Source organism: Endozoicomonas sp. YOMI1, from assembly GCF_024606345.1.
GTDB lineage: Bacteria > Pseudomonadota > Gammaproteobacteria > Pseudomonadales > Endozoicomonadaceae > Endozoicomonas.
In genome coordinates this window covers 1-18,032 of sequence record NZ_JAHHPM010000347.1, presented here as the reverse complement: position 1 = coordinate 18,032, position 18,032 = coordinate 1, and the positions used below count along the sequence as shown (strand labels likewise).

The following is an 18,032-nucleotide window of genomic DNA, read 5'->3' as shown; positions in this document are numbered from 1 at the left end:
AAATGACTGTATTATTGCGACCAAAAGACCTGCACAGGCCAAGTCTAGCAGGGCTAGTTGCGTTCGTTGCTTTTTATTTCAGCTGTAATGCTGAGCCTTTGTAACACTTGGGGATATCCTCACACCCTGAGTATCCACAAAACGTCAACAGGCCCTGAAATTCTCTGGAACCAGAATTGTGTCTTCGGGAACATGATTCGTATGAGGGTAATCCAGCGTGTAGTGCAAACCGCGGGACTCTTTCCTGGCCATGGCGCATCGAATAATCAGCTCAGATACCTGGGCAAGGTTACGCAGCTCTATCAGGTCATTGCTGACTTTGAAATTGCTGTAGAACTCATGAATTTCAGATTGGAGTAGCTCAACGCGATTCATTGCTCTCTGCAGGCGTTTTGTGGTGCGGACAATACCAACGTAATCCCACATAAAGCGGCGAAGTTCATCCCAATTGTGAGAGATAACCACATTTTCATCGGAATCTGTTACCTGGCTTTCATCCCAGTTCGGTAGAGATGGTGGCTGTGGATATAGATGAATGGTATCGCTTATGATCCGGGCGCAGCTTTTGGCAGTGACAAAGCACTCCAGCAGTGAATTGCTGGCCAGCCGATTAGCACCATGTAGGCCGGTAAAACTGCACTCACCAACGGCAAAAAGGCCTTTTGTGTCTGTTTGACCGTTTTTATCAACCAGTATTCCACCACACGTATAATGAGCAGCAGGAACAATAGGGATTGGGTCTCTGGTGATGTCGATGTCATAGCTGAGGCAGCGCTCATAAATGGTTGGAAAATGAGAGCGAATAAACTCCGCAGGCTTATGGCTGATATCCAGATAAAGACAATCTGAACCCAGGCGCTTCATTTCATGGTCAATGGCCCGTGCCACAATATCCCTGGGAGCCAGCTCTTCTTTGTGGTCGAAGTCTGGCATGAACCGGCTGCCATCGGCGCGCTTGAGAAGACCGCCTTCACCCCGAACGGCTTCTGAAATCAGAAACGACTTGGCATTGGGGTGGTAGAGGCAGGTCGGGTGAAATTGATTAAACTCCATATTGGCAACCCGGCAGCCAGCCCGCCAGGCCATGGCAATGCCGTCTCCGGACGCACCATCTGTGTTACTGGTATAAAGGTAGGCTTTACTGGCGCCTCCAGAGGCAAGAACGGTACAACGGCTCTTGAATGCATGAACCTGGTCTGACGCCAGGTCGAGCATATAAACACCAACACAGCGCGGTTCATGGTTGTGAATGTGTTGTTCCAGTTTACTGGTGGTGATCAGGTCTATAGCCAGGTGATGGTCGAAAAGGTCTATGTTCGATTTGAACTTTGCCTGTGCCAGTAAGGTATCTGAAATAGCCCGGCCAGTGGCATCTGCGGAATGAATGATTCTGCGGGAGCTGTGTCCACCTTCCCGTGTCAGGTGGTAGTCGAAGGGTCGGTCAACGGCATGGTCCGGTGTGAATGGCACACCCTGGCTTATCAGCCACTCAATACTCTCTCTGCCATTCTCAACGATATGTCGAACAGCCGACTCGTTACACAGGCCTGCACCAGCGGTCAGGGTATCTTTCACATGCTGGTCGATATTGTCACCGGTCTGGTCTAATACGGCAGCCACGCCTCCCTGAGCCCAATAGGTTGAGCCAGCGCTCAATGAGTCTTTGCTGAAAATGGCTATTCTGGCATCATCAGGCAGCTGCAGTGCAGTGGTCAGGCCAGCTGCGCCAGAGCCAATGATGATTACATCGTAATTATAGGGCTGTTGCATAAGGTTCCCCGGTCATCAAGTCACTCTGAAGTAATTTATACTTCCTATAATCCATAGGAAAATGAATGCGGTGTGGTTTAATGTGCTAGCCTGTGGAACTGTAACTGTCTGGCAAGTGACATGATAAGTTCCTTATTGAGTGGCTTAGCCATTTATCAGTATGATTAATGACAGTTACTGGTTATGTGCATCGGGCTAAAGAGGCTATTTTTCGGGTCGATGTTAAGGTTGCTGTTGATCTGAATCAAGAGGCATGAGAATGCTTGTTTGACCTCTGTATTTTACTGAGTCGGGTCTGCTATGTACCTGGAATATTCATTTTCATGGCATTATATAAAATGTCTGAAAGTTACTTTAGTGTCGTTGAAGTGCTAAAGATAACCTGTCGGTTTTCCAATATAATTCTAAAACTCAGATAAACTGGGTTGTGGTGGACAAATACCCTATATAGTAAAAAATTGAAAATATCAGGAACTTTTCTTCATTTTGATGGTCTATATACTTGCTGCTGAGCTAAACCCTATATTGTACGATGGTGCATTTTATGGTGTTCCTGCCATGCATGGGTGGAGATGCCTGAATGGTTGATAGTCCGGATTCTGATCAGCAGTTGGTTGATCGTGTAAAGCAGGGTGATAAAAGAGCTTATGATGTGTTGGTTATAAAATATCAACATCGCATTCTTGGGTTGGTTGGTGGTTATGTCAGTGACTTCCAGGAAGTCCAGGATGTAACGCAAGAGGCTTTTATAAAAGCATACCGTGCACTGGACAAGTTTCGTGGAGATAGTTCCTTTTATACCTGGTTGTACCGTATTGCTGTCAATACGGCCAAAAATCATCTGGTATCCAAGGGGCGAAGACTGCCAGAGTCTGATATTGATGTTCATGATGCTGATTTTCTGGAAACAGCGACAACTTTGAGGGTCGTTGATACCCCTGAGCGCAACCTGTACTGTAATGAAATTGAGCAGGTTATTCATGACGTCATTCAGCGTTTACCCGATGAGCTGAGAACTGCGGTCATGTTGAGAGAGTTTGATGGCCTCAGCTATGAAGAAATTGCAGATGTTATGGACTGCCCGGTGGGTACTGTACGGTCCAGAATTTTCAGGGCTCGTGAAGCCATTGATCGTGAGATCAGACCGCTATTAGGGCAAAGTGGTTAAATAAGTTCTAACTCATGTGCGGCGGAAAGAAGGTCGGCATGAATGCCAGAGGTTTGTCTATGAGTGAAAAGGGTTCTCAAAACAGTGCCAGAGAACATCTGAAAGAATCTTTATCAGTTTCTCTGGATGGGCAGGCCAGTGAACTGGAATTGCGTCGTGTGATTGATAGCATAGGCAGAGACGATGGCCTTCGGGCACTTGCGGGTCGCTATCAGCTGATTGGTGAGGCGCTGCGTGGAAATAACAGTAAATTTGCCAATGTCGATATTTCCAGGGGCGTGATGAATGCCATAGAACAGGAGGAAGTCGATATCACCGATTCGCAGAACGCCTCTGGAGCAGAAGGTGCTTCTGCGATTAGACCCGTGTCAGGTCGCTTTTTCGAGGATGTATGGGCCTCTCTGGGTAAGGTTGCTGTTGCAGCCTCAGTGGCGTTTGCCGTTGTTATCGGGGTTAGAAACAGTAATCCGTCCCCTGATTTGCAGGTTCTGGCTGAAAATGAACCAGTTACCCTTACTCAGCCAGTTCAGCTGGCACAAACAGGCCATAACGATTATGGTGCATTGGGTATTCGTGCCGGATATAACTCAAGGCAGCATGACGCTATTACGCCTGAGCAACTTGCTTATGCGCATAGCCTTGCTGACAGAGCAACCAGGGAACGCTTTCATGCCTATGCGCTTCAGCATGCAGAGCTTTCTGCAATGGGAAGTGGCCAGAGTATTTTGTCATTTGCCAGATTGACCAGTTTTGACAACCAATAAATTTATGAAACAGATGCAATGGATTACCAGAAAGCTGCTGATTCTTTGTTTTTTTATCAGTGGTCTTTTGTCTGCAGAAACGTTATCCGATGCTGGTTACCTGCTTGAAAGAATGGCAGCTTCCGCCAAAAGGCTGAGTTTTCAGGGAGAGTTTGTTTATCAGCAGGGAGCGCAGCTTCAGACGTTAAGTGTTATTCATCAAGCTGAAGATAAGAATATATCTGAAAAAGAACGTATTTTCTATCTTGATGGCGCTCCCCGGGAAGTCATTCGCTCCGGAAATGAACTTTTCTTTTCCAGTTATAACGAAGGGGTGACGAAGTTTCAGCATGGCTCATTGATGCCTGTAATGAACAAGTTCCAGTCTGGAGTGTCTGAAAGTTTCTATGACTTGAAAATTGTAGGTATTGACCGCGTTGCTGGTCGCGAGGCAGTCCTGTTGCTTGTGCTGCCGAAAGATCGTTTCCGTTATGGCTATCAGTTATGGCTCGATCAAGAATCCTCATTGTTGCTAAAATCAGTCCTGGTTGATGATCAGGGTAAAATCATTGAGCGACTGCAGTTCACTTCTTTGAGCATCGGTCAGCTGACAGATGATGTTTGGGCGCTCCTGGACCGCAAACCCTCCAGTGTTGATGAAACTATTCAGATAAGAAGCAATTCAGTCAAAGAACGCTCAGAGAAACCTGGTGTGCTCCCGGAATGGGAAACGGGATGGCTGCCTGCTGGCTTTGTGTTGGAAAATAGCACTATCCGTCCTTCTCCGGTTAGTAAGCACGATGTAGATGCTTTGATTTTTTCGGATGGAATTGCCACTTTCTCTGTTTTTGTTGAGCAGGATGATACTAAGGTTCTAAGTCAGGCTTCTGAACAAATCGGTGCTCTTTCGGCGGTTTCAAAGATTTATCGGGAGGGTAATCAGTACTTCCATGTGACGGTTGTTGGTGATATTCCTCTGGGTACAGCAGAGAGGGTAGCCGTATCTGTGCGTCCGGTAAAAATAAAGCATTGATGTAATGATCAAGTAAGTTTGCTGGACTTGAAGGCTGGTTTTTTTTTTATTATTTCGTTACCGATTCATATCAGGTTTTCAGGAATATGATAGAAGAGCAGGGACGAGTTCTGGCTGTTCAGTGTGATTTTGTCTGGGTTGAAACAATCAGGCAATCCGGTTGTTCAAGCTGCATTGCCCGAAATGGTTGTGGGCAGCATCTCTCCGAACAGTACAGGGCCAGCTCATCCTTTTCATATATCAAAGCACTTTGTCCCTGGGTAGTGAAAAAGGGTGACATGGTTGTGGTTGGTATACCGGAAGACTCGTTGCTAAAGGCTTCTTTTCTGATTTATCTCTTCCCGCTTCTACTCATGATGGCTGGCATCTGGTTGTCTTCTGTAATGGGGGGCACAGATTGGTTGCTGCTTATTTCAGCTGGCTTGCTCCTGGCATGTGGTTTTGGTGCAGTAAGGTTATTTGGGAAGAGATCAGCTGATATGTGCCGTGTTGATGTGGTAAAGGTATTACCCTCTGACAATTTGTCTTTATCAGGCGGCACCTTCGGGCGAAAGCTTTCTTCCGGGCAAGATTGATTTTCTTACTTTATATCTGATAGTAAGCAAGTCTGCATCGCTAATCTGATGCTGCTGGTTCGGTCATTTAACAAGTAATTATAAAACAATATCGCAGGAGTATATGGCTGCGGTGAATCTTTTCAATAGTCGAATACTGGAGAAAACATAATATGAGTAGGGTGTTTTTTCTCTGCAAAAAGTCACTTTATAGCGTTGGGTTTTCCCTGCTTTTGTTTTATGCAACACTGGCAAATGCTTCAGTCAGGGATTCTGGCTTACCAGATTTTGCGGCATTGTTTGAACGTGCGTCTCCAGCGGTAGTGAATATCAGTACCCTGGCCACGCCAAAAGCGAGACCGTCAATATATGGGCCAGGTGGGGAGGAGATTCCTGAAATTTTCCGCCGTTACTTTGGTATACCGCTGCCTGATGAAAGCCCTTCCGGACGTTCTCAGCCCATGTCTCTTGGTTCTGGTTTTATTATCTCGTCAGACGGTTACATTCTGACCAATAATCATGTTATCGAGGGTGCTGATCAGATTATTGTCAGACTCAGTGATAGGAGTGAACGTTCTGCCAAACTGATTGGCGCAGATAAGCGTTCGGACCTGGCACTGTTAAAAATTAACAATGACCGGAGTCTGCCCGTCGTTAAACTTGGTGATTCTGAGAGTGTGAAGTCTGGTCAATGGGTGGCAGCGATTGGGTCTCCGTTTAATTTTGAATACTCGATTACCAAAGGCATTATCAGCGCTCTGAATAGAAGCCTTCCCAGCGATTCATATGTTCCGTTTATTCAAACCGATGTTCCTATCAACCCGGGTAACTCCGGTGGTCCGCTGTTTAACATGGATGGCGAAGTAATCGGAATTAATTCCCAGATTTTTACCCGCTCTGGCGGTTTTATGGGGCTGTCATTTGCCATACCTGTTGATCATGTTATGTGGGCTGTTGATCAACTGAAAGAGAAGGGGTATGTAACCCGGGGATGGCTGGGTGTTGCCATTCAGGATGTGGATCGGGATCTTGCAGAATCATTTGGCCTGGAAAAACCTATGGGGGCTCTGATCAGTCAGGTAGTTCCCGGTGGTCCTGCTGATAAGGCAAAGCTCCATCCCGGCGACATTATTGTCAGGTTTAATGAAAGAGTTATCAGCAGCTCAGGCGTGTTGCCAATGTCGGTGGGTGTGATAAAACCGGGTGAAAAAGTCAGGCTTGAATACATCCGTAATGGCAAGCGCAAGACCGTAGATGTTGAAGTGGGTGAGCTGCCGGATGAAAACAGTGGTGCTTCTGAACATAAGGGAGATAAGGCGCCTTCCGATAAAAATCCTTTAGGTGTTCAGGTAGCTGAGCTTGATGAGAATTATCGCAGTAAACTGCGCCTGGATGAGGATATTCAGGGGCTGGTAGTGATCGGAGTTAGCCGGGGGGCTGGTCGTTCTATTGGGTTGCGACAGGGTGATATTATCACAGACCTGAACAATAGTAGTGTGACGACGGTAACAGAATTCAAAAAAGTAGTTGGCAAACTGCCCAGGAATCGTTCGATTTCGATGCGGGTTATTCGCGGTGGGAATCCGGGTTACATCACCTTCCGGTTACAGGAGTGATCAAATTTGGATAGCACGGTATATGACCATGGAGTACTGTGCCGACATGTTATAGAATATTATGGAATCATTTATGCCGGTCAGACATGTTTTAATCGCTGACGGAGCTGTAGCCACAGGCATGAATAGAAGCAAGCCTCGCTGTTTAACAGCCGGTAAGTCAGTTTGATCTGCAGGTCAACTTCCTAATTAAAGACGGTCCCCGCGATTGCGGGGATCGCTTTTTGTGACGTTTTTACAGTAGATGCTATCGTGAGCGACCTAAGCTTAATCAGGAACTTTTCCATCATTGCCCATATTGACCATGGGAAATCGACCCTGGCTGACCGTTTTATCCAAACCTGCGGCGGACTCAGTGATCGTGAAATGCAGGCCCAGGTGCTTGATTCCATGGAGCTTGAGCGCGAACGTGGAATCACCATCAAGGCCCAGAGTGTGACGCTGGATTATCATGCAAAAGATGGTAATACCTATCAGCTGAATTTTATCGATACACCAGGGCATGTTGACTTTTCCTATGAAGTTTCACGTTCTCTGGCTGCCTGTGAAGGTGCTCTTCTGGTAGTGGATGCGGCACAGGGTGTCGAGGCGCAATCCGTTGCTAACTGCTACACCGCGATAGAGCAGGGGCTGGAAGTTATGCCGGTGCTTAATAAAATGGATCTGCCCCAGGCAGAGCCTGACCGGGTCTCTCAGGAAATTGAAGAAATTATCGGTATTGACGCAACCGACGCCGTTCGCTGCTCTGCCAAGAGTGGTTTGGGCATTGACGATGTCCTTGAGCGACTTGTGTCCACCATTCCTGCCCCTGAAGGTGATATTAATGGGCCACTGCAGGCGCTGATCATCGATTCCTGGTTCGATAACTATCTGGGTGTGGTTTCTCTTGTGCGGGTTAAAAATGGTACGTTGCGCAAGGGAGAAAAGATTATCGTTAAATCCACCAAACAGTCTCATGTTGTGGATAATGTCGGTATTTTTACACCAAAGCGGACGCCCACCGGGGTTCTTAAAGCCGGTGAGGTTGGTTATGTGGTTGCCGGTATCAAGGATATCCACGGTGCTCCCGTCGGTGACACCCTGACTCATCTGAAAACTCAGGATGTTGAGGCGCTGCCGGGCTTTAAGCATGTTAAGCCGCAGGTCTATGCAGGCTTGTTCCCGGTCAGTGCGGATGACTTTGAAGATTTTCGTGAGGCGCTGGAAAAATTGAGTCTGAATGATGCTTCCCTGTTTTACGAGCCGGAAAGCAGTGATGCGCTGGGCTTTGGTTTCCGCTGTGGCTTCCTGGGCATGCTGCATATGGAAATCATTCAGGAGCGACTTGAGCGGGAATATGACCTGGATCTGATTACCACAGCACCCACGGTAATCTATCAGTGTCATATGAAAAATGGCAGTGTGGTTGAAGTTGATAACCCTTCCAGATTGCCTGACCCTGCGGGTATTGATGAAATTCGCGAGCCCATCTCCCGGGCCAATATTCTGGTGCCCCAGGAATATCTTGGTAATGTGATTTCTCTCTGTGTTGAGAAGCGTGGCGTACAGAAAGATATGCAGTTCACCGGTGGTCAGGTCTCGCTGACCTACGATATTCCGATGAACGAGGTGGTTCTGGATTTCTTTGACCGACTGAAATCGGTGAGCAGGGGCTTTGCCTCTCTGGACTACGCTTTTGATCGTTTTGAAACCGCTAAAATGGTCCGGGTGGACATTCTGATCAATGGTGAAAAAGTCGATGCACTGGCGGTTATTGTGCACAAGGATCACGCCGTTTCCCGTGGACGGGTTCTGACGGAAAAAATGAAAGAGATCATTCATCGTCAGATGTTTGATGTTGCCATTCAGGCGGCCATCGGTGGGCAGATTATTGCCCGGACAACGGTAAAAGCGCTCAGAAAGAACGTTACTGCGAAATGTTATGGTGGTGACGTGAGTCGTAAGCGTAAACTACTGGAAAAACAGAAGGCCGGTAAAAAACGGATGAAGCAGGTTGGGCGTGTGGAAATTCCCCAGGAGGCTTTCCTGGCAGTTCTAAAGGTCGACAAATAATTCACCATTGATTATATATAACCTACTTTTGGTTAACACGATGAGCTGGGCTGCCAGCTTATCATGTACCGTGAAACTCTCAATTTGGATGTTGTTAATACAGTTTTACCGAATTGTTCAGGTCTGATAAAACAGGTTTAGAGAAAAACAGCCATGGATTTTAACTTTCCACTGCTATTGGTACTGTCGGTTGTTGTTACAGGTATCATCGCACTTATTGACCGACTCTTTCTGTTACCAAAGCGAAAGGCTGCTGTTGCCAGGCTCGGAGCCGAGGGAGGAGATGATGACGCCCTTGAGAAACTGGCCAGGGAACCGGCTGTTGTTGAGACCTCCAAGTCTATCTTCCCGGTTTTACTGTTTGTTCTGGTGATTCGATCCTTTTTGTTCGAACCTTTTCAAATTCCGTCTGGCTCCATGATTCCGACCCTGGAAGTGGGTGACTTTATTCTGGTCAATAAATACAGCTATGGTTTGCGTTTGCCAGTGACAGGTAACAAGGTGCTTTCCATCGGTGAGCCTGATCGTGGTGATGTGATGGTGTTTAAACAGCCAGGTAAGGAAAATATCAACTTTATCAAGCGTGTTACCGGTTTACCTGGCGATGTTGTGCGATATATGGGCAAGCGGCTGACGGTGAACGGGCGGGCGGTTCCTGAAGAGTTTGTGGCACAGCTCAGTGATGCCCGATCCATTTATCGTCTCTACAAGGAAGGAGGCGAAGGCAAGCGCTACCAGATTAGAAAAGAACTGACCAGTAATGATTTCCGGGCTGAAGGTGAGTGGGTTGTGCCTGACAGTATGTACTTCGTCATGGGGGATAACCGTGACCGAAGCAATGACAGTCGGTATTGGGGCTTTGTTCCTGAACAGAATATTGTTGGTAAGGCGGTTTACATCTGGATGCACTGGCCCAGCTGGACTCAACTGCCCGGCTTTAAAAACAACGGGGTGATTGAGTAAGCTGTCTAAGGAGAGAATCTTATGTATGGTATGAAGCGTCGTCAGCGTGGCAAGTGGAGCAGTCAGTTGCTTGTTTTACCTGTTAATTGGTGGACTATTGTTGTCTTTTGCGGTTAAGGTTGTGCCGTTTTATCTGGATGACCACTCTGTGAAGCAGGTGGTGTCCTTATTAACTGATCGGCCAGGCTCTGCCACTGCATCCGTTACCCAGGTGAGAACCTGGATTAATAAAGGTCTGCAGTTAAACCTGGTTAAGCTTGATCGCAATGAGGTTAAGGTAACCCGCGAAAACGGTGTTGTTGCTGTAGATATTGACTACGAGCGACGGATTCATTTTTTTCATAACATTGATCTTGTATTAATGTTTGAACATAACTGGAAAGCTGGAACTCAGTGAAAATGCTTGAACTTGCCCGACTGCAGAAAAAGTTAGGGCATGAATTTTCCAATCAGAGCCTGTTGGCGCTGGCGCTCACCCATCGCAGCTTTGGCAGTCGTAACAATGAGCGATTGGAGTTCCTTGGCGATTCGATTGTCAACTTTGTTATTGCTGAAGCGCTCTATGAACGTTTTCCCGATGCCAAAGAAGGGCAGTTGAGTCGTTTGAGGGCTCGAATGGTTCGCGGTGTAACGCTGGCTGAGCTTGGCCGGGAGTTTGAGCTGGGCGACTTTCTTCGTCTTGGCTCCGGTGAGCTGAAAAGTGGTGGCTTCAGGCGGGAGTCCATCCTTGCGGATGCGGTTGAGGCCATTATTGGTGCGATTTACCTTGATGCCGGGATGGCTGTTTGCCACCAGCGAATTCGCACCTGGTTTACCACTCGTTTGGATAAACTGACCACGTCGGATGAGCAGAATAAAGACCCAAAGACCCGCTTGCAGGAATATCTGCAGGCGCGGCAGCAGTCACTGCCAAAATATCAAGTGACAGATATTCAAGGGGAAGCTCATGACCAGCACTTTTCAGTGATTTGCGAACTGGAATGTCTGGATGAGCCGTCAAAGGGGGAAGGGTCGAGTCGTCGTGGTGCCGAACAGCAGGCGGCTCGCAATGCATTGAAGTTGCTTGGCGTTGATCATTAAGAGCACATTGAGCGTATAGAGAGCAGAAAACAGATGACATCTGATGTAAATCGTGAAGAGCCCACTGCTCATGAATTCAGCCTTTCCGATCCCGCTGCGGAACTCAACCGCTGTGGCTACGTAGCCATTGTCGGCAGACCCAATGTTGGCAAATCTACCCTGTTGAATCATCTTCTTGGGCAGAAGCTTTCCATTACCTCCCGCCGACCTCAGACTACCCGTCACCAGGTGCTTGGTATCAAGACGGAGCAGGGGGTTCAGACGGTCTATGTTGATACGCCGGGCATGCACAAGGTGCAGAAAAAAGCCATCAACCGCTATATGAACAAAGCGGCCAGCAGTGCCCTGGCAGGTATTGATGCCATTGTTTTTGTGGTTGACCGCCTTACCTGGAATGAAGAAGATCAGATGGTCCTTGACAAGGTAAACGGCGCCCGCTGTCCGGTCATTCTTGCGGTTAATAAAGTGGACAAGATCACGGATAAGGCCCAATTGATCCCGCACCTTGAGTCTCTGTCGGCAAGAATGGATTTTCATGGGGTGGTGCCCATCTCTGCCCAGCACGGTCATAACCTGAAGCAGCTGGATGAAATGATTACCCGGCTGATTCCGGAAGGCGTCCATCATTTTCCTGAAGATCAGCTGACGGACAGGAGTTCCCGCTTTCTTGCCGCTGAACTGGTGCGGGAGAAGGTCATGCGTCAGCTTGGTGATGAGTTGCCTTATGAAGTGACGGTGGAGATTGAAGAGTTCAAGCATGAGTTGCGGCCGAAAGGTCCACTGTTGACCATCAGTGCCTTGATTCTTGTGGAGAGAGCGGGCCAGAAAGCCATTGTTATTGGTGACCGGGGAGCACGACTGAAGAAAATCGGACAGGAGGCCCGCAAAGATATGGAGCATCTGTTCGACTCAAAAGTCATGCTGAACCTATGGGTTAAGGTCAAGGCAGGCTGGTCTGACGATGAGCGTGCCCTGAAAAGTCTGGGGTATGATCACAACCTGTGATTGGCAATGAATTTCACAAAGCCTGGTTGCTGCATCGGCGCTCTTATAAAGAGCGCTCAGTCATTGCTGAGTTTTTAGTGGAAGGTCATGGCCGTGTGGCCATGGTGGTTCGGGGAGTGCGGCAGTCGAAGTCCCGGCTGGCTTCACTGTTACAGCCTTTTCATCAGGTACTGGTGCGCTGGAAAGGCCGAGGTGAGCTGAAAACCCTGGTTGACCTGGAGCTTGATCGCTTTACCTTTCTTACCGGTGAACGGCTTTATTGTGGGTTCTATGCCAATGAGTTGCTGATGAGATCAATGATACCGTGGCAGCCGGTGGATGGCGTGACGGATTTATACCGGGAAACATTGGCCCATCTTAATCAGAACGCCCCTCTTGAGCCGTTGCTTCGATCATTTGAACTGGATTTGCTGGAACTCTGCGGCTATGCCCCACCGCTTGACTGGGATGCAGTCAGTGGTGCGCCTTTGAAAGAAGGCATGGTTTACCGCTTTGAACCTGAGCATGGGCTGGTACCGGCCAATGGGCAAATAGGTCACCATGAGAGACCGTATTGCTACACTGCATCGTTGCTTAAAGCCCTCTCTGCCAGAGATTTCACCAATGCTGATTTCTATCCGGGTTTCAAGCGGTTTACCAGGCAGGCCATGAAACCGCTTATCGGAGATAGGCCTATGCAAAGCCGAATGCTGTTTACTGACAGAAAATCTCAATCACCACCGGAGAGGCCATTAGTAGAAAATGGCGCACTCTCCAGATCCCGATAACGGTCGCACAATTCAATGCGCCATTTTCTACACCAGGTGTATTCATGATTCCTCATCAGCGTATTTTGCTGGGTGTCAACATTGATCATATTGCAACCATCAGACAGGCCCGGGGGATTCGCTACCCTGATCCGGTTCAGGCGGCAATTGAAGCTGAAGAGGCCGGGGCTGATGGCATCACACTGCACCTGCGCGAAGACCGCCGACATATTCAGGATCATGACGTATACCGCATTCGTGATGTCTTACAGACACGAATGAATCTTGAGATGGCAGTGACCGATGAAATGGTTGGCATTGCTGAAAAGCTCAAACCAGAACATGTCTGCATGGTTCCGGAGAAGCGGGAGGAAGTAACCACTGAAGGCGGGCTGGATGTGAAAGGCCTTTTTGACAGTGTGGCTCCCGCCTGTGATCGCCTTGGAAAACAGGGTATTGAAGTCTCCCTGTTTATTGATCCTGATATGGATCAGATTGAGGCCGCTGTCAGGGCAGGAGCGCCTGCTATTGAACTGCATACCGGTGCTTACGCTGAAGCTTCGACCGCTAAAGCAATTCAGGATGAGCTTGACCGTCTTAGAAATGCGGTTGTGTTTGGTCTGGAACAGGGGCTGATCGTCAATGCCGGCCATGGCCTTAATTATCAGAATGTTGAGCCTGTAGCGCTGATTGCCGGTATCAATGAGCTGAATATTGGTCACTCGATCATAGCCCGTGCCCTGTTTACGGGGTTGAAACCAGCGGTGCGTGACATCAAAGCGCTTATGCTGGCAGCTGCACGGAAAGCGTTTTAAGTGATTGTCGGTATAGGTACAGATATTGTACGTATCGATCGGGTAGAGCGCTCACTCAGTCGGCTGGGTGAGGCGTTTGCCAGAAGAATCCTCACTGACCATGAGCTGTCGCAATGGCAGAAACGTTCATCCTCATCGGCCTGGTTGGCCAAGCGCTTTGCGGCGAAAGAGGCCGTTGCCAAAGCGTTTGGGACAGGAATTGGAAAGCTTTCATTCCAGCACATAGAGGTAAGAAATAATACTTCAGGTGCTCCTGAGTTGTTTTTATACGATTATGGCCTTGAACTGCAGCATCAAAGAGGGGTTAAACGGCTACACCTCAGTCTTTCTGATGAGCAGGATAATGCGATTGCCTTTGTAGTACTGGAGAGCTGACATCAGCTCTTTTGCTCATCGCAATAGCCATGACTCGGCGCGTCACCTTGTCTGCCTGACTCACTATCCTCATAAACGGTTGGGAACGTTTAATGGATATCATGCTTCTGACTCAGTCTTATCCAGACTCTTTATTTCCCACTTATTGAGACGGGTGATGGACTGTAGCAATAATTGAAAGTCTTCGGTGATTTTATCATGGTTCAGGGTATTGTATTTCTTCAGCCGTGTTTCCAGCCGGTTGCAAATTCGTTCCAGTTCAGGCACTCCACAGTAACGACAGTCGCCGTGTAATCGGTGTACCCGTTCCAGTACAGCCGAATAATTGTTCGCAGCCCAGCCATCTCTGAGTGTCACAAGGTCGTCATCAAGTCCATCTTTCACAGCAACGGAACCATAACTGGTAAATTTAATGGCGTTGCTGATCAGATTGGTCAGGATCTGCTTCAACCGCAGCCCATCAATAATGATATGTTCAGGAACATCGTCGTAGATAAAGTGGACAATTTCCAACGATTTGCCATAAGCGGCAGGTGTCATAAAAGTCAAAACATCTTCAACGATCTCCCGAAGGCAGATGGGTTGCGGATCCAGCTCAAGTTTTCCGGCTTCCATACGGGAAAAATCAAGAATGGCATTCAACAACCATTGCGCACGAATATCCCTATCGTTGAGCAGCAGGCTGATCAGGGTTTGCAGATCTTCGTGGCGGGTTTTATTCAGCAGTAGTGAGGCTACGGCTGCTTGCTGTTCAGACTGAGTCAATGCCTTGGCCATGAGCTGGTTGTCCAGTTCGTTATACCGCTTAATCAGATAGACACCGCCCATCAGCAGGGAAACGACAATGCCGGGTAGAAAAGCAAGCAGAAGTATCTGTTGGCGCAATGCCGTAAGGTGCTGTTTCATGGTACTGCCTTTCCCTGTTTGGCTTTTGTTCTGTATTATTGCCGGAATAATAAAGTCTACGTAAGTTATATGTCCATGGAATATCCGACAATAGAGTCGATTATTGGCAATACCCCTCTGGTTCGTCTGCAACGTATGCAGGGGAAAAGCTCAAATACCATACTACTCAAGCTGGAAGGACAAAATCCGGCCGGTTCAGTAAAAGATCGCCCGGCCCTGTCCATGATCGCCGAGGCAGAAAGCCGAAATGCCATCAGCCCGGGGGATACATTAATTGAGGCCACCAGTGGCAATACGGGAATAGCGCTTGCCATGGCAGCCGCCGTTCGCGGTTATCGAATGATGCTCATTATGCCGGACAATATGAGCGCCGAGCGTCGTGCAGCAATGAGTGCTTATGGGGCAGAACTGATTCTGGTCAGTGATGGCATGGAAGGTGCCCGGGATAAAGCGTTGGAAATGCAGCAACAGGGCCTGGGCAAGGTGCTTAACCAGTTTGCCAATCCGGATAATCCCCTGGCGCATTATGGGACGACCGGGCCTGAAATCTGGCAGCAGACCCAGGGTACGGTCACGCATTTTATCAGCTCCATGGGTACCACCGGGACGATAATGGGGACCTCCCGTTACCTGAAAACGAAGAACCCTGCCATTCAGATTGTTGGCCTGCAACCGGAACAGGGGGCTCAGATACCGGGTATCCGTCGTTGGAGTCCCGAATACCTGCCTGCGATTTTTGACCGTTCCGCCATTGATGACGTGATGGATATTGGTCAGACAGAAGCTGAAGAATGCATGAGGCAGCTGGCCCGGGAAGAAGGCATATTCTGCGGCGTTTCTTCAGGGGGAGCCGTTGCGGCAGCCCTGAGACTGTCAAAAAGCGTAGAGCATGCCACCATTGTTGCGATTATCTGTGACCGTGGTGATCGTTATCTTTCAACGGGCGTATTTCAGCCATAGGAAAATCGTTAAGTAGTTTCTTTTAAAAATGATTGAAACTTCCATGTGTAAAGATACAACTCAGGGTTTGCATGGTAGCCAGTTAATTTTTCGGAACAGCCTTGGTAAACAAAAAAACTTTTTTCTTTGCCCTTCAGCTAGTTTTAACAGTTGATCAATGCATAATTTGGGATTTTCTGTTTTTATCGGTAGTGAAACACTTGGATCATAAACAGAAAACTCTGATTCTGACTTTTTAAGCACAACACATACGTGTGAAATTCTCGGACAGCCTCCTGGCTGCAGCGAAAGAGCAGCGGCGTCATCTTCATTTTTAGATTCCAGTTTAAGCCTCAGGCAAAGCTTCGGGATGGTTCGGTTATTACGGTTAAGGGAGAGTCTGTAAACGTTGGTGAGAAGGCGTTTATTCTGGATGGTGAGATAAAAGGTACAGCGCCCAGTTTGGCGCAGTATGAGGTGGAGGTTTGAAATAATCAGGAATCGGTTCTTCGCGCAATTTTATCGCTCACTGTAGAAGGCAGTCCGTTGGGGCTCCATAGCCTTCAAGAAGTTTCTTGCACTCTGTGTGGCCAAACCTGTTAGCGAAGTAGAGAGCCCTATTGCCATAATTATTCACCTCTTTGGCCAGTGAGGGTTCAAAGTTCAGCAATGTCTGGATGGCCTTTGTTTGGCCTTGACGAGCTGCTTTGTGGAGAGCCGTTTCGCCCAAGATATCCTTCCCTTTGACCAAGGAGCGGTCAATCATCTTCAGCAATTTCTGGATGGCCTCTGTTTGGCCTAGACGAGCAGCTGCGTGAAGAGCCGTTTGGCCCCACTTATCCTTCTCTTTGTCCAGAAAGGGGGCTTTGGTCAGCAATCGCTCGATGGCTTCAGTGTGGCCGTTTTCAACAGCTACGTGGAGAGCCGTTTCGCCAAAGTTATCCTTCACTTCGGCCAGAAAGGGGGCTTCGGTCAGCAATTGCTGGATGGCTTCAGTTTGGCCGTTTTCAGCAGCTACGTGGAGAGCCGTTTCGCCACAATTATCCTTAACTTCGGCCAGAAAGGGGGCTTTGGTCAGCAATTGCTGGATGGCTTCAGTGTGGCCGTTTTCAGCAGCTGCATGGAGAGCCGTTTTGCCACAGTTATCCTTCACTTCGAGCAGTAAGGGGGCCATGGTCAGCAATTTCTGGATGGCCTTTGTTTGGCCGTTTTCAGCAGCTGCGTGGAGAGCCGTTTCGCCCCACTTATCCTTCTCTTTGGCCAGGGAGCCGTCAATCTCCAGCAATTTCTGGATGGCCTCTGTTTGGCCATTATCAGCAGCGTCGTGGAGAGCCGTTTCGCCCCACTTATCCTTCTCTTTGGCTAGGGAGCTGTCATTCTCCAGCAATTTCTGGATGTCCTCTATGTCGCCTTGGCTAGCAGCTGTGTGGAGAGCCGGTTGGCCAAGAGGCCTATTGGGGACAAAGTTCTTCAATATCTGGATGGCCTCTTCGAGGTGACACTTTTCAGCCAATTCGAGAGCCTCTAGGCCATTGTTATCCTTCTCTTTGGCCAGTGAGGGGTCAAAGTTTAGCAATATCTGGATGGCCTTGGTGTGGCCAAAAGCGGCAGCTTCGTGGAGAGCTGTTCGGCCATATTTATTCTTTTGTTTGACATTAATGCCGTTAACGTACAATAACGCCTTGACGTTCTTTGTGCAGCCGTTTTTAGCAGCCATATGCAGCGCTGTTTCGCCATTCTTATTGGTCGCATTAACATCAACATCCGATCCAAACTTAACCAGATATCGCAGGCAATCCAGATGTCCCTTCTCGGCTCCCATGGCTGCCAAGTGCAGAGGTATTGTTCTGTCATTGGCAGGTTGAATCTTAGCTCCCTTAAGAAGTAGCCAATTCAGACAGTCACGATGACCGTTCTCGGCTGCCAGGTGCAGAGGCGTTTTGCCATCAGCTTGAGGCGAATTAAAATTGGGTTTCGTACGGAACAGTTTTTTTAAAGCTGAGTAAGCCTCCTTTCCCTTTTCAAGTAGGTCCGAGTCAAGCAAGGATTTCAGGGCTTTCCGATCCTTTATATTTATATTTCCTTTCTGATAATTCTCTATAAACAAAATGATATAATCACAAATTGTTTGAAAGTTGTCTTTTTCTTTAGTGTCCTCAGTGTCTTTAGTATCTTTAGTGTCATGGATTTCAGTATTGAGTATATAACCGGCTCTTAAGGTAGACATTAAGCCCCACCCACCGCACAAAGGCCTAATCTTGTACGCC

Annotated in this window: 17 protein-coding genes; 14 read left to right on the top strand and 3 right to left on the bottom strand. The window is 48.2% G+C overall.

Going from position 1 to position 18,032, the window contains the following annotated elements; genetic code table 11:
- Positions 1–144: 144 nt before the first annotated feature.
- Positions 145–1,770, bottom strand: a complete 1,626-nt coding sequence (gene nadB / locus KDK15_RS12555; protein WP_257295708.1) for an L-aspartate oxidase — start codon at positions 1,768–1,770, stop codon at positions 145–147.
- 580 nt (positions 1,771–2,350) lie between these two features.
- Here nadB and rpoE point away from each other — a divergent pair.
- The 13 genes from rpoE to acpS all read left to right on the top strand — a co-directional run bounded on the left by rpoE (position 2,351) and on the right by acpS (position 13,920).
- Positions 2,351–2,938, top strand: a complete 588-nt coding sequence (gene rpoE, locus KDK15_RS12550) for an RNA polymerase sigma factor RpoE (protein ID WP_066013235.1) — start codon at positions 2,351–2,353, stop codon at positions 2,936–2,938.
- A gap of 38 nt (positions 2,939–2,976) precedes the next feature.
- Positions 2,977–3,702: a sigma-E factor negative regulatory protein gene (locus KDK15_RS12545; RefSeq protein ID WP_257295707.1), complete on the top strand. Its 726-nt coding sequence runs from the start codon at positions 2,977–2,979 to the stop codon at positions 3,700–3,702.
- A complete protein-coding gene (locus KDK15_RS12540; RefSeq protein WP_257295706.1) occupies positions 3,689–4,714 on the top strand; it encodes a MucB/RseB C-terminal domain-containing protein in 1,026 nt (341 codons plus the stop codon). Before KDK15_RS12545 ends, KDK15_RS12540 begins: the two co-directional genes overlap by 14 nt.
- A gap of 86 nt (positions 4,715–4,800) precedes the next feature.
- On the top strand, positions 4,801–5,289 hold the full coding sequence (locus tag KDK15_RS12535) for a SoxR reducing system RseC family protein (protein ID WP_257295704.1): 489 nt from the start codon (positions 4,801–4,803) through the stop codon (positions 5,287–5,289).
- Between the two features lie 152 nt (positions 5,290–5,441).
- Positions 5,442–6,884 (top strand): DegQ family serine endoprotease, encoded by a 1,443-nt coding sequence (locus KDK15_RS12530; protein ID WP_257295703.1) that lies wholly within the window; start codon positions 5,442–5,444, stop codon positions 6,882–6,884.
- Positions 6,885–7,136: 252 nt separating this feature from the next.
- Positions 7,137–8,936, top strand: a complete 1,800-nt coding sequence (gene lepA, locus KDK15_RS12525) for a translation elongation factor 4 (RefSeq protein ID WP_257295702.1) — start codon at positions 7,137–7,139, stop codon at positions 8,934–8,936.
- A gap of 153 nt (positions 8,937–9,089) precedes the next feature.
- The gene (gene lepB, locus KDK15_RS12520; protein ID WP_257295701.1) at positions 9,090–9,899 is read left to right on the top strand and encodes a signal peptidase I; all 810 of its coding nucleotides are present in this window, start codon (positions 9,090–9,092) and stop codon (positions 9,897–9,899) included.
- 70 nt (positions 9,900–9,969) lie between these two features.
- A complete protein-coding gene (locus KDK15_RS12515; RefSeq protein WP_257295700.1) occupies positions 9,970–10,296 on the top strand; it encodes a DUF4845 domain-containing protein in 327 nt (108 codons plus the stop codon).
- A gap of 2 nt (positions 10,297–10,298) precedes the next feature.
- The gene (gene rnc / locus KDK15_RS12510; protein WP_257295699.1) at positions 10,299–10,979 is read left to right on the top strand and encodes a ribonuclease III; all 681 of its coding nucleotides are present in this window, start codon (positions 10,299–10,301) and stop codon (positions 10,977–10,979) included.
- 33 nt (positions 10,980–11,012) lie between these two features.
- The gene (gene era, locus KDK15_RS12505; RefSeq protein ID WP_257295698.1) at positions 11,013–11,984 is read left to right on the top strand and encodes a GTPase Era; all 972 of its coding nucleotides are present in this window, start codon (positions 11,013–11,015) and stop codon (positions 11,982–11,984) included.
- The gene (recO, locus tag KDK15_RS12500) at positions 11,981–12,751 is read left to right on the top strand and encodes a DNA repair protein RecO (protein WP_257295697.1); all 771 of its coding nucleotides are present in this window, start codon (positions 11,981–11,983) and stop codon (positions 12,749–12,751) included. The genes era and recO overlap by 4 nt, the downstream gene beginning before the upstream one ends.
- A gap of 44 nt (positions 12,752–12,795) precedes the next feature.
- The gene (gene pdxJ / locus KDK15_RS12495; RefSeq protein ID WP_257295695.1) at positions 12,796–13,545 is read left to right on the top strand and encodes a pyridoxine 5'-phosphate synthase; all 750 of its coding nucleotides are present in this window, start codon (positions 12,796–12,798) and stop codon (positions 13,543–13,545) included.
- Positions 13,546–13,920, top strand: coding sequence for a holo-ACP synthase (gene acpS, locus KDK15_RS12490; RefSeq protein WP_257295694.1), 375 nt, complete (start codon positions 13,546–13,548; stop codon positions 13,918–13,920).
- Between the two features lie 99 nt (positions 13,921–14,019).
- Here acpS and KDK15_RS12485 read toward each other — a convergent pair whose 3' ends face one another.
- Positions 14,020–14,826, bottom strand: coding sequence for an Hpt domain-containing protein (locus KDK15_RS12485; protein ID WP_257295693.1), 807 nt, complete (start codon positions 14,824–14,826; stop codon positions 14,020–14,022).
- Positions 14,827–14,895: 69 nt separating this feature from the next.
- Between KDK15_RS12485 and cysM the strand changes: the two genes are divergently transcribed.
- The gene (cysM, locus tag KDK15_RS12480) at positions 14,896–15,786 is read left to right on the top strand and encodes a cysteine synthase CysM (protein WP_306800336.1); all 891 of its coding nucleotides are present in this window, start codon (positions 14,896–14,898) and stop codon (positions 15,784–15,786) included.
- A 505-nt stretch (positions 15,787–16,291) separates the two neighbouring features.
- Here cysM and KDK15_RS12475 read toward each other — a convergent pair.
- On the bottom strand, positions 16,292–17,992 hold the full coding sequence (locus KDK15_RS12475; RefSeq protein ID WP_257295690.1) for an ankyrin repeat domain-containing protein: 1,701 nt from the start codon (positions 17,990–17,992) through the stop codon (positions 16,292–16,294).
- Positions 17,993–18,032: the final 40 nt, after the last annotated feature.